Below are 23,880 nucleotides of genomic sequence, written 5' to 3'. Positions count from 1 at the left end.
CCCTACCAGTCACTTGCCCGACCACTTTTTAAAATAAATTAGTAATAATCGTTGACAGGGTCGGACCGCGCGGCGACAGTCTTCGTCGTGACCCCAACCTTCGGGAGACATCAGTGACTTCGCACCGGGCCACGGTGGCCGCCGTCGTCGCCGCGCTTGTCGCGGTGGCCGTGCCCTCCGCGCAGGCGGCCGACGGCCGGGACGCCGTCCGGGCCGCCGACCAGCAGGACGCAAGGACAGGGACCGGTAACGGGACCGATAGCGGGACCGTGGACCAGGGCGCGCCCGAGTACTACGACAGCGGGCTCGCCCCCACCCCGTACATGGGCTGGAACACCTACTACGGACTCGGCGCCCCCACCGAGGAGGCCGTCAGGTCGGTCGCCGACCACCTCGTCAGCAGCGGGCTCCGGGACTCCGGCTACGACATCGTCTGGCTGGACGGCGGCTGGCAGGCCGACGACCCCCGCGACAGCGAGGGCCGCCTCGCCGCGCACCCCGGCCGCTTCCCCTCCGGCATCCCCGCCCTCGTGACGTATCTGCACAAGCGGGGACTCAAGGCCGGCATCTACACCGACGCCGGCACCTACGACGGCGGCAAGAGCTGCGGGCTCGGCAGCCGGGGCCACTACACCGAGGACGCACGGCAGTTCGCCGGCTGGAAGATCGACGCCATCAAGGTCGACTTCCTCTGCGGGATCTCCGCGAAGCTCGACCCGGGCCCCGCCTTCAAGGAGTTCAGCGACGCGGTCGCCAAGTCCGGCCGCCCGATGCTGCTCAACCTCTGCAACCCGCTGACCGACGACTGGGGCGTGCCGCACACCCCCGAGCAGGACGCGCACAACACGTACGTCTACGGCCCGAGGACCGGCGACTCCTGGCGTACCGGCACCGACGTCGCCTTCGGCACCCCCTCCGCCGGCCAGTGGGCCAACGTCCTGCGGAACATGGACGCCAACGCCTGGCACCCCGAGGCCCAGGGACCGGGGCGCTACAACGACCCCGACTACCTCATCCCGATGCGGAAGCTCGCGGACGGCTCGTACGAGCTGACCGAGGAGGAGTCCACCACCCAGCTCGTCATGTGGGCCGTGATGGGCTCGCCGCTGGTCATGGGCTCCGACCCGCGCACCCTGCCGCAGTCGATGATCGACACCCTGCGCAACCCGGAGATCATCGCCGTCGACCAGGACCCCCTCGCCATCCAGGGCGTACGCGTCGCCACCGACTCCACCGGCGACGTCTACAGCAAGACCCTCAAGGGCGCCGGCAAGCGCGCGGTCGTCCTCCTCAACCGCTCGGACAAGGCGGCGGAGCGGACCGTGACCTTCGAGGACGCCGGGCTGACGGGCGACGTGGCCGTACGGGACGTGCGCGCCCGCGCCGACCGGGGCACGCACAACGGCTCGTACACCGTCACCGTCCCCGCGCACGGCACCGCGTTCCTCACGCTCCGCGGCCAGGACGACGCGCCCGGCGCCTCGCTCGGTACGCGTTCCACCGCGAGCCCCGCCCTCGTACGCGACGGCGACCGGCTGACGGCTTTCACCAGGGGCGCGGACGGTTCGCTGCGGCAGCAGAGCGGACGTGACGGCCACTGGTCGTCCCGGACGACCGACCTCGGCGGCCCGACGAACGGCCGGATCCTCGGTCAGCCCGCGGCCTACGCCTCCGACGGCGAGCCCGGCCGGATCGACGTCTTCGTACGCGGCACCGACGGCGCCGCCTACCACCGCGCCTTCGACGGCGGACGGTGGGGACGCTGGGTCAAGCTCGGCGGGAGTCTCGCCGACGCGCCCACGGTCGCGTACGAGAGCGCCGACCGCTGGACGCTCTTCGCCCATGACGAGGACGGGCAGATCCGGGCACGCGGGCCGCGTTCCGGGTGGACCTCGCTGGACGCGCCCGAGAACCGGACCGTGTACGGACGGCCGTCGGCCGTCGTGGACGACGCGGGCCGGACCCATGTCGCCGTACGCACCGCCGAGGACGCGGTGTGGTGGCGGGTGCGGGACACGGCGGGCACCTGGTCGCCGTGGACGTCGCTGGGCGGGACCGTCAGCGGCAGCCCGACCCTGGTCGCGGTGGACGGCGGGGTGCGGCTGTACGCACGGGCCGGCGACTACACGCTCTGGCAGCGGGCCTACGGCACCGGATCCGGTTCCGACGGCGGTGGTTGGGGCGACTGGTCGGCGCGCACGGAGTTCGTGAGCGGCGTCTTCGACGGCGCGCTCGGCGCGACCGCCGGGCCCGGCGACACCGTGCTGACCGCCTTCCGGGGAGTCGACGGCCGCGTCCACCAGACGGGCGTCCCGGCCGGCTCGTAACCCCGGGCCCATGACGGGGGCCGGCCGCGACACGACTCCGGCCGGCCCCCGTACCACCCCACCCCCCACTCGTGGCACCACTCAACCCGCACCGTCCGACAGGGAGTTCACCCATGACCACCCCACCACCCGGCCGCCGTCAGTTCCTCGCGGGCACCGGAGCCGTCGGCGCCGCCGCGCTGCTGAGCGGCTGTGTTACCTCGGGATCCACCGGCAAGAGCGAGTCGGGCGGTGACGTCACCCTCCAGTCCAACCTCTCGGCGCCGCAGGCGAAGACCGCCATGCAAAAGGTCGTCGAGGACTTCGGCAAGCAGGGCGGTGCGAAGGCGAAGCTCAACACCGTCGCCGCCGAGACCTTCCGCACCCAGCTGCCGACCTACCTCACCTCCGCCAACCCGCCGGACCTCTACACCTGGTACCCCGGCTCGGTCGCCGAGTCGTACGCGTCGAAAGACCTGCTCCTCGATGTCAGCGACCTCTGGACCAAGCCCGAACTCACCGGCTACTCCGACGCGTTGAGCAAGCTCTGCACCTCCGCGGCGGGCAAGAAGGTCTTCGTCCCCACCACCTACTACTGGTGGGGCGTCTTCTACCGGAAGTCGAACTTCGCCAAGTGGGGCGTCGATGAGCCCAAGACCTGGGACGAGTTCCTGGACCTCTGCGACACCCTCAAGGGCAAGGGCGTCGCGCCGATCGGTCTCGGTGCCGGCGGCAACACCCCCTGGGTGGCGTCCTCCTGGTTCGACTACCTGAACATCCGGATCAACGGCGCCGCCTACCACCGTGAACTCCTCGCGGGCAAGCACCGGTTCGACGATCCCGAGGTCCGCAAGGTCTTCGACCGCTGGGGCGAGGCACTGCCCTACTTCGACCCGAACAGCACCGCGCTGCCCTTCCAGGACGCCACCACTGCCCTGCTCCAGGGCCGTACCGGAATGATGCTGATAGGCACCTTCTTCGCCGACTCCGTCCCCAAGGAGCAGGTGGAGGACCTCGACTTCTTCCGCTTCCCCGTCATCGACCCGAAGGTCCCCGTCGCCGAAGAGGCCCCCACCGACGGCTACTTCGCCAGCGCCCGCACCAGCCGCGAGACCGAGGTCAAGGAGCTGATGCGCTATCTGGCCACCGCCGAGTCGCAGGAGATCTACCTCAAGCACTCGTCCGGCACCGCGCTGCCGACCCACCCCGACGCCAAGGACAGCGGAACCGCCCTGGTGAAGAAGGGCCGTGCGCTGATCGAGGGCGCCGCCGAACTCACCCAGTACTTCAACCGCGATTCCAGCGACGCCCTCCAGCCGCCCGCCGACGCCGCGCTCACCCGCTTCCTCGCCAAGCCCAAGGAGATCGGCTCCATCCTCACCACCTGGCAGCGCGAGTCGCAGAAAATCTGGGGCCGCTGAGATGGCGGCGGTCGTCACCGGCAACCCAGTGGCGGGGGAGGAGCGGGAACGGCGGACGGCGAAGGAGGACAACGGGCCCCGGCGCAAGAGGTCGACCCGCGTCCCGCCCGTGGTGCTCGCCTTCGTCCTCGTCCCCCTGCTCGCCGAGGCGTTCTGGGTGTTCTGGCCGGCGGTGCAGGGCTTCTACCTCTCCCTGACCGAATGGGACGGTGTCTCCGCGCCGCGTTTCATCGGCCTCGGCAACTTCCGCGAGATGCTCCACGACGACATCTTCCGTACCGCCGTGCTCGACACCGTCCTGTGGCTGCTGCTCTTCGGCGGACTCTCCGCGCTCCTCGGCCTCGGCGCCGCCCTGCTCCTTCAGCAGGAGCGGCGCGGCGTCGGCTTCTACCGGGCCGCGCTGTTCCTGCCCGTCGTGTTCTCCCTCGTCGCCACCGCACTGGTGTGGCAGGCGATGTACCAGCCCGACGGGCTCATCAACCAGGCCCTGGAGAGCGTCGGGCTCGGCAGTCTCACCCACGCCTGGCTCGCCGACCAGGACACCGCCCTGTACGCCGTGATCGTGCCCGCGCTCTGGCGCCAGATCGGCTACGTGATGATCCTCTACATCGCCGGCCTCAAGGGTATCGACCCGGTGCTCTACGAGGCGTCGAAGGTCGACGGCGCGAGCCGCTGGCAGCGGTTCCGGCACATCACCCTGCCGCAGCTGCGCAGCGTCAACGCCGTCGTCCTGTCGGTCATCGTCATCGACTCGCTGCGCTCGTTCGACGTCGTATGGGCCCTCACCCGCGGCGGCCCGTACCACTCGTCCGAGCTGCTCTCCACGTACATGTACTCCACCGCCTTCCAGTCGCTGCGACTGGGATACGGCTCCGCCCTCGCGGTCGTGATCTTCGTGCTGGCCTTCGGTGTCATCGCCTCGTACCTCGTCCGCGCCTTCCGGGAGGCCGACTGATGTCCGCCACCTCCGGCTCCGCCACGGCCACCCGCCGCAAGCTGGCGACCGCCGGCTTCCATCTCGGCGCCGGCGCCCTGTCCGTGCTGTGGCTGCTGCCCATCGCGCTCGTACTCGTCACCAGCGTCCGCTCGTTCGACGACATCGCCGCCAACGGGCTCGGCGGGCTGCCGCACTCCTTCACCCTCGACGGCTTCCGCCAGGCCTGGGTCGACGGCGGCCAGCAGCGGGCCCTGATCAACAGCATGCTGGTCACCGTGCCGACCGTGCTCGCCACCCTGGCGCTCGCCTCGATGGCCGCCTTCGCCCTGAGCCGGTACGAACTGCCCCTGCGCCGCACGCTGTTGCTGGTCATGCTCGGCGGGAATCTGCTGCCGCCGCAGATCCTGCTCATCCCCGTCTCCCGTATCAGCGAGACGCTCGGCCTGTACGACACGCTGTACGCGCTCATCGGCGTACAGATCGGCTTCGGCGTCGGCTTCTACGTCTTCGTCCTCTACGGATTCATGCGGTCCATCCCCGTGGAGATCCAGCAGGCGGCGGTGATCGACGGGGCGAGCCCCTGGCAGATCTACTGGCGCATCGTCCTGCCGCTGACGAAACCCGCGCTCGCGGCGCTGAGCGCCCTGTCCTTCACCTGGATCTTCAACGATCTGCTGTGGGCCATCACGGTGCTGAGGACCGACAGCCAGATGCCGATCACCGCGTCACTGATCGGGCTCCAGGGTCAGTATGTGTCCATGTGGAATGTGATCGCGGCGGGCTCCGTCATCGCGGCGGCCCCGACCGTCGCCGTATTCCTGCGGTTCCAGCGCCACTTCGTGGCCGGGCTCAACCTGGGAGCGGTCAAATGACCCCGCACGACGCCCCGCACGACACCCCGGACGCCGCGCCGCGCGCCGCCGCCGGGGCGCCCCGCCCGCCGTGGATGCTGCGCACCGCGAACACCGTCTACGCCGTCACTCTCGCCCCCGACGAGGGGTGGGCCGAACTCGCCGCCTGGGGCCCGCACGGCGCCGAGCAGGGGCCCTCCCCGCTCGACTGGTCGCGCCGTACGCACTTCATCACCCCCGCCGACGCATCCCCCGCCGAGTACATCCCTTACGGGGTACGGCCGTTCACCGGCGCCGACCTGGTCGCCCAGCGCCCCGGCGAGGAGCGCGGCGTGTTCTGGCGCTTCACCGGCGCGACCGCCGACGGCGAGCGCGCGCTGCGCCTCGTCTTCAGCGACGAGACCCTGGGACTGACCACGGCCCTCTGCTACGAGACCGTGCCCGGCACCGACGTGATCCTCCGGTGGACCGAGCTGACCTGCACGGGAGATGCCGAACTGCGCCTGGAACGCTTCGACTCGGCTGCCGTGAACATCCCCGTCACCGACACCGCGCGGCTCACCTACCTGGCCGGCCAGTGGTCCCACGAGTTCCAGCGCACCCAGCTCGAACTCACCCGGGGCCGCTTCGAGTTGGCCAGCACCCAGGCCGTTCCCGGCCACGCGTACGCGCCCTGGCTCGCCGTCCAGGACGCCGCCGAACCGGCCGAGGGCGCCACCCCCACCTACGGCATCGCCCTTGAATGGTCCGGCGGTTGGCGCATCAGCGCCGACGCCGAGCCCGGCGGCGCCCTGCGCGTACGGGCCGGGCGGCTGCCCCACGAGAGCGCGGTACGTCTCGCGCCCGGCGCCACGCTCACCACACCGCGACTGGCCTGTGCGTTCAGCCCGGACGGACTCGAAGGGCTCGCCCGCGTCTGGCACCGCTACGAACGCCGTCTCTCCGGTGAGCGGCTGCACCGGCCCCGCCCGGTGCTCTACAACTCCTGGGAGGCCACCGGCTTCGACGTCGAGGCCGCCGGCCAACTGGCGCTGGCGCGCGCCGCCGCCGGCATCGGGGCCGAACTGTTCGTCGTCGACGACGGCTGGTTCACCGGCCGGAACGACGACACCGGCGGCCTCGGCGACTGGTATCCCGACCCGGCCAAGTTCCCCGGCGGATTCGACCGGTTCATCTCCCAAGTACGCGAACTGGGGCTGGACTTCGGGCTCTGGGTGGAGCCCGAGGCGGTCAGCCCCGGGTCCGCCCTGCACGCCGAACACCCCGAGTGGGTCTACCGCGTCGACGGCCGCCCGGTCACCCTCGTACGCAACCAGCTCCTGCTCGACCTCGGCCGCACCGACGTCCAGGACTTCGTCATCGCCACCCTCGACCGGCTGCTCGGCACGTACGCGATCAGCTATCTCAAGTGGGACATGAACCGCCCGCCCACCGAACGCGGCAGACCCGGCGGCGGCCCCGTCGAGAGCCAGGACCTCGACGCCGCGCACGTCGCCGGCTACCTCCGCGTACTCGACCATCTGCGAAGCACGCACCCGCACGTCACCGTCGAGGGCTGCGCGGGCGGCGGCGCCAGGATCGACCACGCCACGCTCGCGCGCACCGACGTGCTCTGGCCCAGCGACAACACCGCCCCGCTCGACCGCCTCACGATCCAGTACGGCTATCTGCACGCGCACGCCCCGCACACCATGAGCGCGTGGGTGACGGACGCGCCCGGCGTCTTCGACCCCCGGCCCCGCTCGCTCGCCTTCCGCTTCGTCAGCTCCATGTCCGGCGTCCTCGGCATCGGGGCCGACATCGTCAAGTGGACGGAGAAACAGCGTGCCGAGGCCGCGCGCTGGGTCGCCCGCTACAAGGAGATCCGCGACGTCGTCCACCACGGCGAGATCCGGCTGCTGAACTCACCCGCCGAGCCGACCTGCGGAGTTCAGTACGACGAGGACGCCCGAGGCGCCGGCGCGCGCACCGTCGTCACGGCCTGGAACACCGGTCCCCTCGACGGCGCGCCACTCGTACCGGGACGCCCGGCCCGGCTGCGGCTGCGGGGACTCGACCCGGCGGCCCGCTACCGGGACGGGGCCTCCGGCACGGTGTACGGCGGCGGGTATCTCCTGCATTCCGGGCTGCCGTTCCACTGGACGGCCGGGCACGACGCCGAACTGGTCGTGCTCACCCGGGTGGACCCCGGCGGACCGCCGGCCCCGGCCTCATGATCCGCACGCTCACTACAGTCGCCCAGGACGCCGGAAGGCGGCCCCGCACCCTGAGGAGTCGAACCGCCCCATGAACCACGCACCAGCCCGCTTCCACGACCGCGTCGCCGTGGTCACCGGAGCCGCGTCGGGCATCGGGGCCGCCGGGGCCTCCCGGCTCGCCGCCGAGGGCGCCGCCGTGATCCTCGCCGACATCGACACGGCGCACGGCGAGGCCGTCGCCGCCGGCATCCGCGACAAGGGGGGCCGCGCCGACTTCGTACGGGCGGACGTCGCCGAGCAGGCCGACTGGGACCGCGTCGTGGCCGCCGCCCACCGTCACGGACCCGTGGGCGTCCTCGTCAGCAACGCCTACACCGTGGATGTCGCCCCCGCGCACGAGATGACCGTCGCCTCCTGGGAGCGCCAGCTCGCCGTCAACCTCACCGGCGGCTTCCTCGGATTCCGTGCCGTCCTGCCCGATCTGCGCGCCCACCACGGCGCCGTGGTGCTGACATCGTCCGTCCACGCGCACATGGGCATCCCCGGCCACCCCGCCTACGCGGCGAGTAAGGGCGCGCTGCTCTCGCTCTGCGGACAGCTCGCCGTCGAGTACGGGCCGGACGTGCGGGTCAACGCCGTACTGCCGGGCCCGATCCTCACCGCCGCGTGGGACCGGGTGCCGGAGGAGGACCGTGCGCTCAGCGTCGAGGGCACGGCGGCACGCCGCTTCGGCACCCCCGAGGAGGTCGCCGCGGCGATCGCCTTCCTGGCGGCCGACGAGGCGTCCTACATCACCGGAACGAGTCTGCTCGTGGACGGCGGATGGAGTGTCGTGAAGGCCTCGGCCTAGCCACTCCGCACGACCACCGCCGCTCACGAACGACCAGCAGAAAGGCAGAACGACACATGACGCCATACGCGCGCCGCGGAGTGCACGGCCAGACCGTGGAGACTCTCGCGCGCCGGGTGCTCAGCGGCGAGATCCCCGAGGGGGCCACCCTCGATCTCGTGGCACTCCAGCGCGAGTTGGACGTCAGCCTGACCGCCCTGCGCGAGTCGCTGAAGGTGCTCGCGGCGAAGGGAATGGTCGACGCGCGACAGCGCCGGGGGACGTTCGTCAGGGCCCGCGCGGACTGGAACCTCCTCGACGCCGACGTCCTGCGCTGGCAGTTCGCCGAAGGGACCAGCGCCGGCGCGGACCTGGCACTGCTGCGCAACCTCGGCGAGGTGCGCGGCATCATCGAACCGGCCGCCGTCCGGCTCGCGGCCGAGCGGCGCACCGACGCCGATCTCGCCGCGCTGGAAGCCGCGTTGACGGAGATGGGGGAGGGGGACGGCGGAGCCGCGCACGCGGTCGACGCCGACCTCGCCTTCCACCGCGCGCTGCTCGCCGCGACCCACAACGAACTGCTCGAACGCATGGAGATGGTCATCGAGTCCGGCCTCGCCCACCGCGACCGGATCGTGCACTCGTCGCCGCACGGCGAGGATCCCGTGCCGAGCCACCGCGCCGTCCTGGACGCCGTACGCGCCCAGGACCCGGACGCCGCCCAGCAGGCCATGCGCGCCCTGCTCGACCAGGCCGTCCGCGACCTGGACAAGGTCCACGGCACTTCCGGCACTTCCGGCACCACCGGGACGGCCGACCCGGCCGGACCGGCCGCCGCTCCCGAGACGAAAGGCTCCGAGGCGAAGTGAAGATAGTTCGCGTGGAGACGTTCCTCGTCCCGCCCCGCTGGCTGTTCTGCCGTATCGAGACGGACGACGGCACCGTCGGCTGGGGCGAACCCGTGGTCGAGGGCCGGGCGGAGGTCGTACGGGCGGCCGTCGACGTACTCGCCGAGTATCTCGTCGGCCAGGACCCGCTGCGGATCCAGGACCACTGGCAGGTCATGACCAAGGGCGGCTTCTACCGGGGCGGCCCGGTCCTCTCCAGCGCCGTCGCCGGGATCGACCAGGCACTGTGGGACATCGCCGGCAAGACGTACGGGGCCCCCGTGCACGCCCTGCTCGGCGGACCTGTCCGTGACAGGGTGCGGGTGTACGCGTGGGTCGGCGGCGACGAACCCGCCCGGCTCACCGACGAGGTCACCGCACAGGTCGAGGCGGGCTTCACCGCGGTGAAGATGAACGCCGCCGGGCGTACGTCCCCGATCACCAGCCCCGCCGAGACCGCCTCCGTGGTCGACCGCGTGGCGGCGGCGCGCGCGGTCCTCGGCCCGCACCGGGACGTCGCCGTCGACTTCCACGGCCGCTTCAGCCCGGCCGGCGCCCGCCGCGTCCTGTCCGAACTCGCCCCGCTGCACCCGCTGTTCGTGGAGGAACCGCTGCTGCCGGAGCACGGACATCTGCTGGCCGGACTGGTCGAATCCAGCCCCGTGCCCATCGCGACCGGTGAACGGCTGTACGGGCGGGCCGAGTTCCTGCCCGCGCTCGCCGCGGGCATCGCGGTCGCGCAGCCCGACCTCTCGCACGCCGGCGGCATATCGGAGGTGCACCGCATCGCCTCGCTCGCCGACACCTACGGCGCGCAACTCGCACCGCACTGCCCGCTCGGTCCGATCGCCCTGGCCGCCAGCCTCCAAGTCGCCTTCTGCACCCCGAACTTCCTCATCCAGGAGCAGAGCAGGGGCCTGCACTACAACAAGGACGCCGATCTGCTGTCGTACGTCGTGGACACGGAGCCGTTCCGCTTCGTGGACGGCCACGCGCGCCGGACCGATCTTCCCGGGCTCGGCGTCACGGTCGACGAGAACGCCGTACGGGCCGCCGACCGCACCGGGCACGCCTGGCGCAACCCAATCTGGCGCCACGACGACGGATCGTTCGCCGAATGGTGAGCGGACCGGTGAGCGAACCGTTGTCCGTCACCACCGACCCGGCGCACGGCGGACGCTGGACGTCGCTGTGCGCGGGCGGCCGGGAGTGGCTGTGGCGGCGCGACGAGCCGAGGCGCCCCCTCGTCGCGCCGGGCGACGCCTTCGCCGACGCGGGGGGACTGGAGGAGTGCGTCCCCACGGTGCGCGGCACCCCCGACCACGGCGACGCGTGGTCCCGGCCCTGGCGCCGCGACGGCGACGAGGAGTATGTCGACTGCCCGGACTTCCGGCTCACGCGCCGCATCCGTACGGACATCCGTACGGAGGGCGACACCCCAGGGCGTGTTCTGAACCAGACGCCGTGCGCTCCCGGTGGTCGGACGACGCGACATCCACAACACGCCCTCGTCGCCGACTACCGGCTGACTGCCGCATCCGGCTACCGCTTCCTCTGGGCCGCCCACGCGCTCCTGGACGTGTCGCCCCGCGCCACCCCGGCCATCCGGCACGGCACGCCCGTCCGGCTCTACCCGGACGACGGCGCCGACTGGCACGCGGGCGCCTGGCCGCAGGCCGGCGGTCTGTCACTCGACCGGCTCGGCCCCGACGACGGCACGGCCGTGGGCGCCGTCGTCGCCACATCGGAGGTGTCGGTGCACGACGGGCGGAACACGCTGCACCTGGCGGTCGAGGCGGCGGGACAGCCCGTCTCCGTAGCGCTCTGGCGCAACCTCGGCGGCTTCCCGGCCGGCGCCCCGTACCGATCCATCGGGGTCGAACCCATGCTGGGCCGGGTCTTCGACCTGTCGGCGGCGGGCGAAGGCGACGCCGCGCGGGTCCCCGCGTCGGGCGAGGTCCGCTGGCGCCTCACGGTCACGACGACCACCGCCGAGCCGGCCCCATGAACGAGCCACGCGCCTGCGGCCCGCCGCGACGGCGGGGCCCGTCCCCTGCCACGGAGTTGTCTTCAGCCGACCGAGTACGTCCCGTACCAGGGGTGTCTTCCCGATCAGACCGGATCAGGGAGCGCCTGACCACGGAAACGGTCGGGCGCGATCTTCTCCGCGAGCCTGGTGTCGGGCGAGGCCGTGCCACCGCAGTCGGTGTCGCCACCCGTAACGTCTCAGGCTCCTCCGCCGGTGCCTCCGGCGGCTCCCGCGGGCTCCGTGGCCCCGGCTACAGCCGAACCCACCACGAAGAGCGCCGTGTACGCCTACGACGCGGCGTCGCGTCCGGTCGGCGTGACGGACCCGGCGGGCCAGACGGCCCGTTACCGCTACGACGGCCCGTCAAGATCGGGAAGCCCCCCCGGGGCGGCCCTCCACCGTGCGACCGCACGCACCAACGAGTCGTCAGCCGCTCCCCGGCAGGGCGCGAGCCCCACCCCGCCCCGGCGGCGCACATAGCCTCGGCGTTCGACCACCCACCCCACTCACGAGAAGGAACCCACCCGTGGATCTGACGGCCGCCCTGCGCGCCCACCGACTCGTCGCCATCGTGCGCGGCGACGACCCCGACGCGGCGCTCGGGACCGTACTCACGCTGATCGAGGAGGGCGTCGCGCTCGTCGAGGTGTCGCTCAGCGGGCGGGACGCGCTCGATGTCATCGCGCAGGCCCGCGCTGCGCTCGGACCCGACGCGCCCCTCGGCGCGGGCACCGTCCTGACCGCCGACGACGCGCACGCCGTGCGCCGCGCCGGTGCGGACTTCGTCGTCACTCCCGCCGTCTGCGAAGGCGTCCACACCGCGCGGGAGCTCCAACTGCCGGTGCTCGCCGGTGTGATGACACCCACCGAGATCGTGGCGGCGCTGCGCGCCGGAGCCTGCGCGCTGAAGATATTTCCCGCCGCCCAGGCCGGCGGCCCCGCGTATCTGCGCGCGCTCCAAGGCCCCTTCCCCGACGTCCCGTTCGTGCCCGTCGGGGGCATCGACGCCACGGCCGCCGCGGAGTATCTGGCCGCAGGAGCGCTCGCGGTCGGCGTCGGATCGCCGCTCGTGGGCACCGCCGCCGACTCACCGGCCGGATCCGGCCACGAAGAACTGCGCACCCGCGCCCGCGCCTTCCTCGGCGTCGTACGTGCCGAGGGCCAGGACCCCGCGTGAGTACGGCCCCGCTGCTACGCCCCGGACCGGTCGTCTGCGTCGGCGAGACGATGGCCGCGCTGGCGCCCGACCCGGCCGCCCCGCTCGACACCGCCGAGCTGCTGCGGCTCGACGTCGCGGGCGCCGAGTCGAACGTGGCGATGTATCTGGCGGACCACGGGGTCCCGGCCCGCTGGGTGTCCGCGCTCGGCGACGACCCCTTCGGACGGCGTGTCAGGGAGCGCATCGCCGCGTCGGGCGTCGACGTCTCCGGCGTACGGACCGATCCGGCGCGCCCCACCGGACTGCTGGTCAAGAACCCGGGCACGGAGGCGACGAGTGTCCACTACTACCGCACCGGATCCGCGGCCTCCGCCCTCGGACCGTCCGTCCTGGACGAACCGGCCCTGCGCGACGCCGCGCTCGTCCATCTCACGGGCATCACCCCGGCGCTCTCGCCGTCCTGCCGGGCGCTCGTCGAGCGGGCACTGCGTCCAGGGCGGCCGTACGCCGTCAGCTTCGACGTGAACCACCGCCCCGCGCTCTGGGGCGACGAGCCGGCCGCCGGCATCCTGCTGGCGCTCGCGGCCCGCGCGGACCTCGTCCTGGTCGGACTCGACGAGGCACAGGCGCTCTGGGGCAAGACGCTGGGCGACGGCGCGGGCCCAGGCGCGGTCCGCGCCCTCCTGCCGCAGCCGCGCGTCCTGGTGGTCAAGGACGGGGCGCGGGCGGCCACCGCCTACATCGGCCCCGACACGTACACCGTGCGCGCACCGAAGGTGCGGGTGGTCGAACCGGTGGGCGCGGGCGACGCGTTCGCCGGCGGATTCCTCGCGGGCCTGCTGCGGTACGACGATCCCGTACAGGCCCTGCGGCTCGGCCATCTGACGGCGGCCTCCGCCCTGCGCGTCCTGGCCGACCACGGCCCGCTGCCGCCACCCGACCGGACGCGCGAGCTCCTGGCGGCCGACGAGGCGACCTGGAACGCGCTCTCCGTACAAGGCCGCGTATGAATCCGCCCCGGACCGCCCTTCAGTAAGAAGGGCGGTTCTCAGCCGTGCTGCCGCACCGGGATCTCCGCCTGTGGCCGTGCCTCCCACGTAGGCGTCGCCCCGGCGAGCTGGCAGACCATCAGATAGAAGGGGATCGGCGGCGTGTACGGCGTGGGGGCGTCCGGCCAGTGGATCAGCCGGGGCCGCGCGGCCGGGACCCGGGTCCCGGAGACGTAGAGGGCGGGCCGGGGCCAGTCGAGTTCGAGGTCCGAGCCGGCGGGGACGATCCACCACCACCAGTCGGTGTCGGCGAAGACGCAGCCGGTGCTCGGCAGCCTGCCCATCAGCCGGAATCCGTGCCTCGCGGGGACGCCCACCGCGTCACATCCGAGCGAGGCGGGCAGGGTCGGCGGCAGCGGCAGCTGCGTGAAGGCGCTCCCCTCGTCACGCAGCCCACGGGCCAGCCGGCGTACCGCGTCCATCAACATGGCTGCCCCGCCTCATGTGGCAGCTCGGCCCAGACAACACGCCCGGCGCCGTAGGCGGACGTGTCGTGTGTTCCCCAGCAACTGCTCATCGCGTCCACAAGAAGGAGCCCCCGGCCGCCCTCGTCGTCGGACGCGCGGTGCAACTGCGGACCCACGGGGCCGAACCCCTGGTCCTCGACCGCTATGCGCAGCCGGCCGTTCCCTTCGCGCAGTTCACATATGACGTGGTCCCCGGGGGCGTGGACGACGGCGTTCGTGACGAGCTCCGAAATGATCAGGATCGCCGTGTCCAGCGTGTCGTCCGTGGTGCCCCAGCGGCCGAGCCGCTCGCGGGTGAGCTGTCTGGCTCGGCAGACCGACTCAGCGTGGGCCGGTAGTGCGAATCCGTAGCGTCGGACAACGTTGCCAGGGCACAAGGTCATCAGCGGGGGGGTGAGCGCGTTACCAGGTGCCACGACCGATTCCTAACGGTGGGGAAGCAGCACCGTGCGAAACCTCCGGGCGGAGCACGACAGCTGCAGGAGCTGGTTCACCGAACTACTCTCCACCCGTGCGCGACACTTGGCAAGTAGCACTGTGAATTTTTCAGAGTGCCGTGTTCTTACTGGCGAGGGCATGGCACACTGCTGGCAACCGTGCATGGGGAGGTTCCAAAGTGAGTGAACCGCGGTCTGCCCCGACCGTGGGACAGGTCGTACTCGGCAGGCGTCTGCTGGATCTGCGCGAGAGAGCCGGCCTGAAACGCGAGGAAGCCGCGAAGCTTCTCCGGGTGGCGGCGGCCACTGTCCGCAGGATGGAGACCGCCGAGGTCACGCTCAAAGTCCCCTATGTGCAGGTACTCCTGCGTGCCTACGGAGTCGGCGACGACGAAGCCGCGGTCTTCGTCGAGCTGACCGAGGACGCGAACAAGCCCGGCTGGTGGCAGCGGTACCACGACATCCTGCCGGACTGGTTCAGCATGTACGTCAGCCTGGAAGGCGCCGCCTCCCTGATCAGGGCGTACGAGCCGCACTTCGTCCCCGGGCTGCTCCAGACGGAGGGCTACGCCCTGTCGGTCATGCACGCCGGCGCTGTGGGGCAGGTCCAGCCGGAGGCCATCGACCGCCATGTGGCACTGCGTATGCAGCGTCAGTCACTGCTCACGAGGTCGGACGCACCCAGATTGTGGGTGATCATGGATGAGACGGTGCTTCGCCGTCCCGTCGGTACGCCCGAGATCATGCGCGAGCAGATCGACCGGCTGATCGACGCGTCCGAGATGGCCAATGTGACCCTTCAGATCGCGGAGTTCTCCTCCGGACACCACCCCGGGACGTACGGGCCGTTCGTGCTCTTCCGTTTCGCCATGCCCGAACTGCCCGACATGATCTACAGCGAGTACCTGACCGGCGCCGTCTATCTCGACGCGCGTCCAGAGGTGGCGACCCACCTTGAGGTCATGGACCGCATGGCGGCTCAGGCTGCAACTGCACAACGCACGAAGGAGATCCTCAAGGATGTCCGCAAGGAGCTGTGAATGGATCCGATATACAACGGCATGCCCGCCACCGAGCTCGGCGCCGAAGGCTGGCGCAAGCCATGGAGCGGCGGCAACGGCGGCAACTGCGTCGAGGCCATGAAGCTGGCCGACGGCAGAGTCGCCATGCGCCAGTCCAACGACCCTGACGGCCCCGCGCTGATCTACACCAACGGCGAGATCGCCGCGTTCATCGAAGGCGCCAAGTCCGGCCAGGCCGACTTCCTGCTGACCTGACATGACCGACGTGGCCGACGTGCCGTGATTCGACGTGATGTGACGGGAACCGTACGTCCTGATCGGCCGGATCCCGCCTGGTACGAGCCGATCAGGCCTGATCGGATCTGAACTCATCTGTTCCTTGCCGCAAGTTGGGCCGGCATCCGCCGCCGACGCCGAGACTCCATGGAGTGCACATGACCGGGCTTGACGCCATTGACACCAGCAGGCCGCACCCTGCCCGGATGTACGACTGGTTCCTCGGCGGCAAGGACAACTATCCCGTCGACGAGGAGATGGCCCGCCAGCTCCTCGAACTGAACCCGCTCGGCCGGGAGATGGCCAAGTGCAACCGCGCGTTCATGCACCGGGCCACCCGCTGGCTCGGTGCCGAAGCGGGCGTACGCCAGTACCTGGACATCGGTACGGGCATCCCGACCGAGCCCAACCTGCACCAGATCGCGCAGGAGGTCGCCGCCGACTCCCGCGTCGTCTACACCGACAACGACCCCATCGTTCTGCGTCACGCCGAGGCGCTGCTGCGCAGCAGCCCCGAGGGCCTGACCGAGTACATCCAGGCCGACGCGCGTGAACCTGACGAGATCGTCGAACAGGCCGGGCGGATCCTGGACTTCAAGAAGCCGGTCGCCCTGTCACTCATCGCGCTGCTCCATTTCGTCCCGGACGAGGACGGCGCGCACGAGCTGGTTCACAAGCTGCTCGAACCGCTGGCCTCCGGCAGCTATCTCGTGATCTCCCACACCACGGGCGACTTCGACCCGGAGAACTCGAAGAAGGCACAGGAGCTCTACAAGGCCAAGGGCGTGCCGCTCGCGCTGCGCTCCCGTGACGAGGTCGGCCAGTTCTTCGAGGGTCTTGAGATGGTCGAGCCCGGTGTCTCCCTGGTGACCGAGTGGCGGCCGGAGCTGGGCGAGGTCGTCCGCGTCCCGGACGACGGGCTCATCGCCGGGTACGTGGGCGTGGCCCGCAAGCCCTGACAGCGGCGCGGCGGCGCCGAGGCGTTTTCGCCCCCGGCGCCGCGTCCCCGCCCGCCGCGTAGAAAGCGCTTGCGCGCCGCCTGGTGGCGCCTGGAAGGGGCAAGGCCCCACGGAGAGCGACGAGAGCCCGGCGGCCGTCCAGCGGCCCTGTGAACCCCTTCTCGACCCTCTCCGGCCCTCGGTCCGTCGGCGGCCAGGCACAATATGCGGATGTCCCGACGCTCCACGCGCACCACTCGCACCGCCTCCCGAGACGACTCCCCGTGTCTCTGCGGGCTGCCCGCCTCCTACGGAGAGTGCTGCGGCCGCTTCCACTCCGGTGCCGCCGCCCCCACCGCCGAGCGTCTGATGCGCTCCCGCTACAGCGCTTTCGCCGTGGGTAACGAGCCGTATCTGCTGAGCAGTTGGCACCCCGCCACCCGCCCATCGCGGGTCGGCCTCGACCCGGCGATGCGCTGGGCGGGTCTGGAGATCCTGGCCACCACCGAAGGCAGCGCTTTCCACACCACGGGCACCGTCACCTTCCGCGCCCGCTACACCCGCCGGGGCGAGGAGGGGGCGCTGCACGAGCGGAGCCGCTTCGAGCGGTACGAGGGCGCCTGGGTCTACGTCGAGGGCACCTTCGTGGACTGACCGTACGGGCGTACGGGGTCGCCCTACTCCTCGAACTGCGCCAGCCGGGCGGTCACGTCGTCGGCGAGACGGGTGAGGAGACGGGCGAGGTCGGCGCGGTCCTGCGCCGGCCAGTCGGTGAGTGCTTCGGCGAACCAGCCCAGCAGAGAGGTCACGTACCGGTTGGCCGCGTCCGTACCCGCCTCGGTCGGTTCGATGAGGCTCGCGCGGCGGTCGTGCGGGTCGCCGACACGTCGCACGAGACCGCGTTTCTCCAGGGCCTGGACCTGACGGGTCACATGCGGGCCCACGACCTGCATACGGTCGGCGATCTCGCCGATCCGCAGCGGTCCGTCGGCCGTGCGGACCGTCAGCAGCACACCCATGGCGGGGCGGTCGAGGGTGAGACCGGCCGCCTCGGTGGCGCGTTCGACGAGCCGGCCCCTGTTGAAGGCGCCGCTGAGCTGCGTGATCCGGGGCAGCACGGCGAGCAGGTCGGCGGGCGGATTCGCCGGTACGGGCGAGCCGGGTGACTCGGGGGTCATGGCACCTCCATTTGCATACCTGAGTTAGGTATCTATATCGTGGGACCGGCCGGTGCCGACAAAGGGTGCCGTATGGCCACCATAAGGATACCTAAGGTACGCATCTTTGCAGCTCATGCGGCGCGTACCGCCCTCATGCCGGGGCACCCCCGGCCGAAAGGTGAGAAGCATGAACCACGCGTCCCGCCCCGCCCGCCGTGTACTGATCTCCGGAGCGAGCATCGCGGGCCCCGCTCTCGCGCACTGGCTCGACCGCTACGGCTTCGAGGTGACCGTCGTCGAGAAGGCCTCCGCCGTACGCGGCGGCGGATACGCGGTCGACATACGGGGCACGGCCCGCGAGGTCGTCGGCCGGATGGGCCTGCTCCCGCGCCTGCGGGAGGCGCACGTCGACACCCAGCGGATCACCTTCGTGGACGCGGCGGGTGAGCGCGTCGGCTCGCTGGAGCCCGAGCAGATGACCGGGGGCGAGGCCGGTCTCGACCTCGAAGTCCGGCGCGGCGATCTGGCCGACGCGCTCTACACGCCGTTGCGGGACCGGGTCGAGTTCCTCTTCGACGACTCGATCGCGACGCTGGACGACGACGGGGACGCCGTACACGTCGTCTTCGACAGCGGCACGCGCCGCACCTTCGACCTGGTGGTCGGCGCGGACGGACTGCACTCCCACACGCGACGGCTGGTCTTCGGCCCCGAGGAGCCCTTCCACCGCTACCTCGGGCACGTCTTCGCGGGCTTCACCATGCCGAACGAGTCCGGGCTCGCGCACGAAGGTGTCGTCTGGAACGAGCCGGGACGCAGCGCGGTCCTCTACGCCCACGAACCGTCCGAGCGCATGCACGGCTTCCTCACCTTCATCCAAGAGACCCCGCCCTTCGCGGCGTTCCGCGACCCGAAGGCCCAGCGCGAGCTGGTCACGGCGCGCTTCCCGGAGGAGGTGTGGCACCTGCCGCGCCTGGTGGAGGCGATGCGGGAGGCGGACGACCTCTTCTTCGACATCGTGAGCCAGATCCACATGCCCACGTGGTCCCGCGGCCGTGTCGCGCTGGCGGGCGACGCCGCGCACGCGACCTCGTTCCTCTCCGGGCAGGGATCGAGCGTCTCCCTGGTCGGCGCGTACGTCCTGGCCGGTGAACTCGCCACGCACGCGGACCACGGGGACGCCTTCGCGGCGTACGAGCGCACGATGCGGCCCTTCGCGGAGCGCAACCAGGCGCTCGCCACCGGCGGCGGCACGGTGGTGACACCGACGACACGGGAGGAACTCGACGCCCGCAACGCGATGCTGCGCGACCCGCGGGCGGCGACGGAAGCGATGGCGACGGCGGGCGCGGCCGAAGGGCGCGCGGCGCACTCGGGGCTGGCGCTGACCGACTACGCGGCGGCGATCTGAGACGGCGCGCCGGCCGGCCGCGGGCGGGCCGCGGCCGCCCGCGGCCGGCCTCAGCCGGACGCGAGCACCTCCGCCAGGTCGTACCGGACCGGCTCCTCCAACTGCGCGTACGTGCACGACCCGGGAGTACGGTCCGGACGCCAGCGCCGGAACTGCGCCGTGTGCCGGAAGCGGTCGCCCTCCATGTGGTCGTACGCCACCTCGCAGACCAGCTCCGGCCGTACCGCGACCCACGACAGGTCCTTCTTGCCCGTCCAGCGGCTCGGCGCGCCCGGCAGCCTGGCGCTCTCGTGGGCCGACTCCCGCGCCCAGGCCGCCCACGGATGGCCCTCGGCCGACTCCATCAGCAGCGGCGCCAGCTCGTCCACCAACTCGGCCCTGCGCTTCATCGAGAACGCGGCGCACACCCCCACGTGCTGGAGCGTCCCGCCCGTGTCGTACAGCCCGAGCAACAGGGACCCGACGACCGGACCGCTCTTGTGGAGGCGGTATCCGGCCACGACCACGTCCGCCGTGCGCTCGTGCTTGATCTTGTACATGACGCGTACGTCCGACCGGTACGGCAGATCCAGCGGTTTGGCGACCACCCCGTCGAGCCCGGCGCCCTCGTAGCGGCGGAACCACTCCTGGGCCAGCTCCAGGTCCGTGGTGGCCGGCGCGACATGGACCGGGGCCGAGACACCGCCGAGTGCGCCGACCAGAGCGGTGCGGCGCTCGGACTGCGCGGTGTCCAGCAGCGAACGGCTGTCCAGCGCCAGCAGATCGAAGGCGACGAAGCTCGCCGGGGTCCGTTCGGCGAGCGTGCGCACCCGGGAGTCCGCCGGGTGGATGCGCTCGCTGAGCCGGTCGAAGTCCAGCCTGCCCTCGTAGGCGACGACGATCTCGCCGTCGATCACGCAGCGCTCGGGCAGCTCGCGCAGGAAGGCGGTGACCAGCTCGGGGAAGTAGCGGGTCAGCGGCTTGCCGTTGCGGCTGCCGATCACCACCTCGTCGCCGTCCCGGTGGATCAGCGCACGGAAGCCGTCCCACTTGGCCTCGTACTGCATGCCGGGCGGGATCCTGGCCACGGACTTGGCCAGCATGGGTTTCATCGGAGGCATCACCGGCAGATCCATGCCCCCGATTGTGCGCGGAACAAGGCGGGTCCGCCCAATATGCGCGGCGGGGGAGCCGGGCCTACGGTGGCGCGTATGGCGAGCAAGGGCGCGGCGGTGGAGCTGGAGGTCGGCGGTCGGGCCGTACGGCTGTCCAGCCCGGACAAGATCTACTTTCCCGACCGGGGCTTCACCAAGCTGGACGTGGCCCAGTACTACATCGCGGTGGGGGAGGGGATCACCCGCGCCCTGCGGAACCGGCCGACCACCCTCCAGCGGTACATCGAGGGCATCACCGGCGAGTCCTTCTACCAGAAGCGGGCGCCCAAGAACCTGCCCGACTGGATCCCCACCGCCCGTATCGCCTTCCCCAGCGGACGCACCGCCGACGAGATCTGCCCCACCGAACCCGCCGCGGTGCTCTGGGCCGCCAATCTCGGCACGCTGACCTTCCACCCCTGGCCCGTACGGCGGGGGAACACCGAGCACCCGGACGAACTGCGCATCGACCTGGACCCGCAGCCGGGCACCGACTTCCAGGACGCCGTCAGGGCCGCCCACGAACTGCACGCCCTCCTCGGCGAGCAGGGACTCAACGGCAGACCCAAGACCTCCGGCGGACGCGGGCTGCACGTGTTCGTGGCGATCGAACCACGCTGGACGTTCACCCAGGTGCGGCGCTGCGCCATCGCCGTCGGCAGGGAGCTGGAACGGCGCATGCCGGGCCGGATCACCACGGCGTGGTGGAAGGAGGAGCGCGGCGAGAAGATCTTCGTGGACTACAACCAGACGGCGCGCGACCGCACCATCGCGTCGGCCTACTCCGTACGCCCCAATCCGTACGCCACGGTCTCCGCGCCGCTGCGCTGGGAGGAACTGGACGACGTCTCGCCGCGCGACTTCGACGTGGCGACGATGCCGGCCCGCTTCGCCGAACTGGGCGACCTGCACGCGGACATGGACTCCGAGGCGCACAGCCTTGAGGGCCTGCTGGAACTGGCCGCCCGCGACGAACGCGACCATGGCCACGGCGACCTGCCGTACCCGCCGGACTACCCGAAGATGCCGGGCGAACCGAAACGCGTCCAGCCGAGCCGCGCCCGCGAGGACCAGCCGGACGTGCCGTAGCCGCCCCGGGAACGGCGAAGTGCCCCCTCCCGTGCGGGAAGGGGCACTTCTGGCGGGTCAGCCTCCTACGGAGGTGTCCTTCCCATGACGCGTCCGGTCACAGCTCCTTGATCCGGATGTCGCGGTACGAGATGACGTCCGTCGTGCCGTGCACCTGGAGACCGACATAGCCGGAGGAGTAGCGCCGGCCGTCGGTACCGAGGTCACCGGCGCGCGGCGGAGTGAACTCCTGGCCGCCGGTGTTGTCGAACTCGTTGATCACGACACCGTTGCGCAGGATCGTGTAGTGCTGGTCGACGACCTTGACCTCGTAGTCGTTCCAGCTGCCCTTCGGCGTGACGCCCGCGCCGGCCAGGCCGACACGGTCGAAGCCGTAGATCGATCCCGTCTTGTACATGTCGCCGTCCGGGCGGTCCAGGATCTGGACCTCGTGCCCGTAGTTGATGGCGACCCACTCGGGCCGGGTCTCCAGCGGGTGACCGTTGACGTTCGGGAAGCGCACGAAGACACCGCCGTTGGCGTTGCCCGTGCCCGGCGCGTCGTCACGGAACTGGAGCTTCAGCGAGAAGTCGTCGTACTTGCGCTCCGGGAACCACAGCATGCCCATGCCCTCGACGGTGGTGCTGCTCGTCATCGCACCGTCGTCGGAGAGCGCGAACTTGCCGCCGCCGACCTGGGCCCAGTCGGCGAAGGTGTTCTCGGTGCCGTCGAAGAGCGTGCGGTAGCCGGTCGTCTGGCCCGGCTTGCCGATCTTCGACTGCTTGGCGGCCTTCGTGATCTTCGTGTGCTCGCGCTTGTCGATCACGCCGTCCGACTTGAGCTTGTCGAGCACCGTGGCGACGTGCTTGAGGAACAGCGCCTGCGAGGACCAGTCCTTCTCGTCCTCGATCAGCTCGTTGATCGTGCAGCGACTCGTGGTGAGCCGGTTCGGCACACCCGTGTCCACCGCACCGACGATGACCGTCAGCCGTACGTCGTACTCAGGGCAGTTGGGGGCCGGAACGCCACCGCCCTTGGCGATGGTGAACGTCACCTCCTTGGCCACCGAGGTGTTGCCCGCCTTGTCCGTCGCCCGGTGCGCGAGCTTGTGGTAGCCCACCGCGTCGACGATCACGGGCTTGGTGTAGGCGAGGTACGGACCGCCGTCGAGCGAGTACTCGATCTTCTCGACACCCGAGAGGTCGTCCGTCGCCTTGAGCGTGGCCGTGGCGCTGGTTATGTACGCGCCGTCAGAGTTCTTGTCACCGCTCACGGCCACCGTCGACACCGGCGCCGTTGTGTCCTTCGCCGGAGGCTCCACGACCTTGAAGTCGACGGCCTTCTCGGCGGCGGCGTTGCCCGCCTTGTCGGTGGCGCGGTAACGCACCTTGTGCGTACCGACCTCGTGGACCATCACCGGCGCCTCGTAGGCCTGCCAGGCCCCGTCGGCACCGATCGCGTACTCGATCTTGTTGACGCCCGAACCGGCGTCGGAGGCGGTCACGGTGACCGTCGCCATGCTCAAGTACGCGCCGTCCGGGTCCTGTTCACCCGACACCGTCGCCGAGGTCTCCGGCGCGGTCGTGTCGTCCGAGTCCGGCGCCACGACCTTGAACTCCGCCGTCTTCTCGGCGGCGACGTTCCCGGACTTGTCCGTGGCCCGGTATCTGATGGCGTGGTCGCCAACCGTGTTGACCACCACCGCGGTGGTGTACGGCTGCCATTCGCCGTCGGGCCCGACCGCGTACTCGATCTTGTCGACACCCGATCCGGCGTCGGTGGCGGAGAGCGTCACCGTGGCCTGGCCGATGTAGGCGCCGTCGGCGTTCTGGTCGCCGTCTATCTTGGCGGCCGCCTCGGGCGCCGTGGTGTCGTCACCGCCGCCACCGTCGGTGACGGTGAGGATGCCGGTCATCATGCCGTGACCGGGGATCGTGCAGAAGAAGCGGTAGGTGCCCGGGGTCAGATTGACCTCGGCCGTCTGCTTACCGCCCTGCGCGTCGTCCGGACTGGCCATCAGGTTGAGCGTCACGTCGTTGTTGTAGTCGGGGTTCGACGTGTCGAAGGTGACCGTGTGCGGCATCGACGTGGTGTTGCCGGTGGCCTTGCTGTTCTCGAACACGATCGTCGCGGGACCCGCGACGGCCGTCGTCGGGAACGTCAGGTACTCCGTGGTGGAGTTGCCCGCGGTCCAGTTGAGTACCTGGGCCGCCGCCTGCCGGTCGTCGTCGCGTCCGTATGCCTGTGTCGAGGTCAGCCCCAGCACCAGCATCAACGAGCCCAGCAGGGCCGTCCACAGGCG

Annotated in this window: 22 protein-coding genes; 17 read left to right on the top strand and 5 right to left on the bottom strand. The window is 71.1% G+C overall.

The genetic code is table 11. The annotated features are described in order from the left end of the window. Positions 1–269 precede the first annotated feature (269 nt). The 11 genes from OIE74_RS05830 to OIE74_RS05780 all read left to right on the top strand — a co-directional run bounded on the left by OIE74_RS05830 (position 270) and on the right by OIE74_RS05780 (position 13,627). Complete coding sequence (locus tag OIE74_RS05830) at positions 270–2,327, top strand: glycoside hydrolase family 27 protein (RefSeq protein ID WP_329392184.1); 2,058 nt, start codon at positions 270–272, stop codon at positions 2,325–2,327. 113 nt (positions 2,328–2,440) lie between these two features. Further along, the gene (locus OIE74_RS05825; protein ID WP_329379092.1) at positions 2,441–3,727 is read left to right on the top strand and encodes an ABC transporter substrate-binding protein; all 1,287 of its coding nucleotides are present in this window, start codon (positions 2,441–2,443) and stop codon (positions 3,725–3,727) included. 1 nt (position 3,728) lies between these two features. Next, complete coding sequence (locus OIE74_RS05820; protein ID WP_329379090.1) at positions 3,729–4,682, top strand: carbohydrate ABC transporter permease; 954 nt, start codon at positions 3,729–3,731, stop codon at positions 4,680–4,682. Further along, the gene (locus tag OIE74_RS05815) at positions 4,682–5,536 is read left to right on the top strand and encodes a carbohydrate ABC transporter permease (RefSeq protein WP_329379089.1); all 855 of its coding nucleotides are present in this window, start codon (positions 4,682–4,684) and stop codon (positions 5,534–5,536) included. Before OIE74_RS05820 ends, OIE74_RS05815 begins: the two co-directional genes overlap by 1 nt. Before the next feature lie 74 nt (positions 5,537–5,610). After that, positions 5,611–7,731: an alpha-galactosidase gene (locus tag OIE74_RS05810; protein WP_329392183.1), complete on the top strand. Its 2,121-nt coding sequence runs from the start codon at positions 5,611–5,613 to the stop codon at positions 7,729–7,731. Positions 7,732–7,801: 70 nt separating this feature from the next. Further along, positions 7,802–8,563: an SDR family NAD(P)-dependent oxidoreductase gene (locus tag OIE74_RS05805; protein WP_329379087.1), complete on the top strand. Its 762-nt coding sequence runs from the start codon at positions 7,802–7,804 to the stop codon at positions 8,561–8,563. A gap of 56 nt (positions 8,564–8,619) precedes the next feature. Beyond that, positions 8,620–9,411, top strand: coding sequence for a FadR/GntR family transcriptional regulator (locus OIE74_RS05800; RefSeq protein ID WP_329379085.1), 792 nt, complete (start codon positions 8,620–8,622; stop codon positions 9,409–9,411). After that, positions 9,408–10,553: a galactonate dehydratase gene (dgoD, locus tag OIE74_RS05795; RefSeq protein ID WP_329379083.1), complete on the top strand. Its 1,146-nt coding sequence runs from the start codon at positions 9,408–9,410 to the stop codon at positions 10,551–10,553. Before OIE74_RS05800 ends, dgoD begins: the two co-directional genes overlap by 4 nt. Then, positions 10,547–11,437: a hypothetical protein gene (locus tag OIE74_RS05790; protein WP_329379081.1), complete on the top strand. Its 891-nt coding sequence runs from the start codon at positions 10,547–10,549 to the stop codon at positions 11,435–11,437. Before dgoD ends, OIE74_RS05790 begins: the two co-directional genes overlap by 7 nt. Before the next feature lie 547 nt (positions 11,438–11,984). Beyond that, positions 11,985–12,635 carry a bifunctional 4-hydroxy-2-oxoglutarate aldolase/2-dehydro-3-deoxy-phosphogluconate aldolase gene (locus OIE74_RS05785; protein WP_329379079.1) on the top strand — a complete coding sequence of 217 codons (651 nt, stop codon included), beginning with the start codon at positions 11,985–11,987 and terminating at the stop codon, positions 12,633–12,635. Continuing rightward, positions 12,632–13,627 carry a sugar kinase gene (locus tag OIE74_RS05780; protein WP_329379077.1) on the top strand — a complete coding sequence of 332 codons (996 nt, stop codon included), beginning with the start codon at positions 12,632–12,634 and terminating at the stop codon, positions 13,625–13,627. The genes OIE74_RS05785 and OIE74_RS05780 overlap by 4 nt, the downstream gene beginning before the upstream one ends. A 38-nt stretch (positions 13,628–13,665) precedes the next feature. Here OIE74_RS05780 and OIE74_RS05775 read toward each other — a convergent pair whose 3' ends face one another. Next, the gene (locus tag OIE74_RS05775) at positions 13,666–14,088 is read right to left on the bottom strand and encodes a hypothetical protein (RefSeq protein WP_329392182.1); all 423 of its coding nucleotides are present in this window, start codon (positions 14,086–14,088) and stop codon (positions 13,666–13,668) included. After that, positions 14,088–14,549 (bottom strand): ATP-binding protein, encoded by a 462-nt coding sequence (locus tag OIE74_RS05770; RefSeq protein ID WP_329379075.1) that lies wholly within the window; start codon positions 14,547–14,549, stop codon positions 14,088–14,090. Before OIE74_RS05770 ends, OIE74_RS05775 begins: the two co-directional genes overlap by 1 nt. A 200-nt stretch (positions 14,550–14,749) precedes the next feature. On the opposite strand from OIE74_RS05770, the gene OIE74_RS05765 reads away from it, so the two are divergent. From OIE74_RS05765 to OIE74_RS05750, 4 genes are all read left to right on the top strand, one after another. Then, the gene (locus OIE74_RS05765; protein WP_329379073.1) at positions 14,750–15,610 is read left to right on the top strand and encodes a helix-turn-helix domain-containing protein; all 861 of its coding nucleotides are present in this window, start codon (positions 14,750–14,752) and stop codon (positions 15,608–15,610) included. Then, entirely contained in the window at positions 15,611–15,847 is a 237-nt protein-coding gene (locus OIE74_RS05760) for a DUF397 domain-containing protein (RefSeq protein WP_329379071.1), read from the top strand. Positions 15,848–16,026: 179 nt separating this feature from the next. Further along, positions 16,027–16,827, top strand: coding sequence for an SAM-dependent methyltransferase (locus tag OIE74_RS05755; RefSeq protein ID WP_329379069.1), 801 nt, complete (start codon positions 16,027–16,029; stop codon positions 16,825–16,827). Between the two features lie 210 nt (positions 16,828–17,037). Then, a complete protein-coding gene (locus OIE74_RS05750; protein WP_329379068.1) occupies positions 17,038–17,460 on the top strand; it encodes a YchJ family protein in 423 nt (140 codons plus the stop codon). Positions 17,461–17,483: 23 nt separating this feature from the next. On the opposite strand, the gene OIE74_RS05745 is transcribed toward OIE74_RS05750, so the two are convergent. Next, on the bottom strand, positions 17,484–17,984 hold the full coding sequence (locus OIE74_RS05745) for a MarR family winged helix-turn-helix transcriptional regulator (RefSeq protein WP_329379066.1): 501 nt from the start codon (positions 17,982–17,984) through the stop codon (positions 17,484–17,486). 169 nt (positions 17,985–18,153) lie between these two features. Here OIE74_RS05745 and OIE74_RS05740 point away from each other — a divergent pair, with 169 nt between their 5' ends. Beyond that, on the top strand, positions 18,154–19,377 hold the full coding sequence (locus OIE74_RS05740; RefSeq protein WP_329379064.1) for an FAD-dependent monooxygenase: 1,224 nt from the start codon (positions 18,154–18,156) through the stop codon (positions 19,375–19,377). Between the two features lie 50 nt (positions 19,378–19,427). On the opposite strand, the gene OIE74_RS05735 is transcribed toward OIE74_RS05740, so the two are convergent. After that, positions 19,428–20,492 carry an ATP-dependent DNA ligase gene (locus OIE74_RS05735; protein WP_329379062.1) on the bottom strand — a complete coding sequence of 355 codons (1,065 nt, stop codon included), beginning with the start codon at positions 20,490–20,492 and terminating at the stop codon, positions 19,428–19,430. 75 nt (positions 20,493–20,567) lie between these two features. On the opposite strand from OIE74_RS05735, the gene ligD reads away from it, so the two are divergent. Next, on the top strand, positions 20,568–21,599 hold the full coding sequence (gene ligD, locus OIE74_RS05730) for a non-homologous end-joining DNA ligase (RefSeq protein WP_329379060.1): 1,032 nt from the start codon (positions 20,568–20,570) through the stop codon (positions 21,597–21,599). A 97-nt stretch (positions 21,600–21,696) separates the two neighbouring features. On the opposite strand, the gene OIE74_RS05725 is transcribed toward ligD, so the two are convergent. Next, a complete protein-coding gene (locus tag OIE74_RS05725; protein WP_329392181.1) occupies positions 21,697–23,850 on the bottom strand; it encodes an OmpL47-type beta-barrel domain-containing protein in 2,154 nt (717 codons plus the stop codon). Between the last annotated feature and the right edge of the window lie 30 nt (positions 23,851–23,880).

Source organism: Streptomyces sp. NBC_01716 (assembly GCF_036248275.1).
In the GTDB taxonomy this organism is placed as follows: domain Bacteria; phylum Actinomycetota; class Actinomycetes; order Streptomycetales; family Streptomycetaceae; genus Streptomyces.
This window is presented reverse-complemented; position numbering and strand designations above follow the sequence as displayed.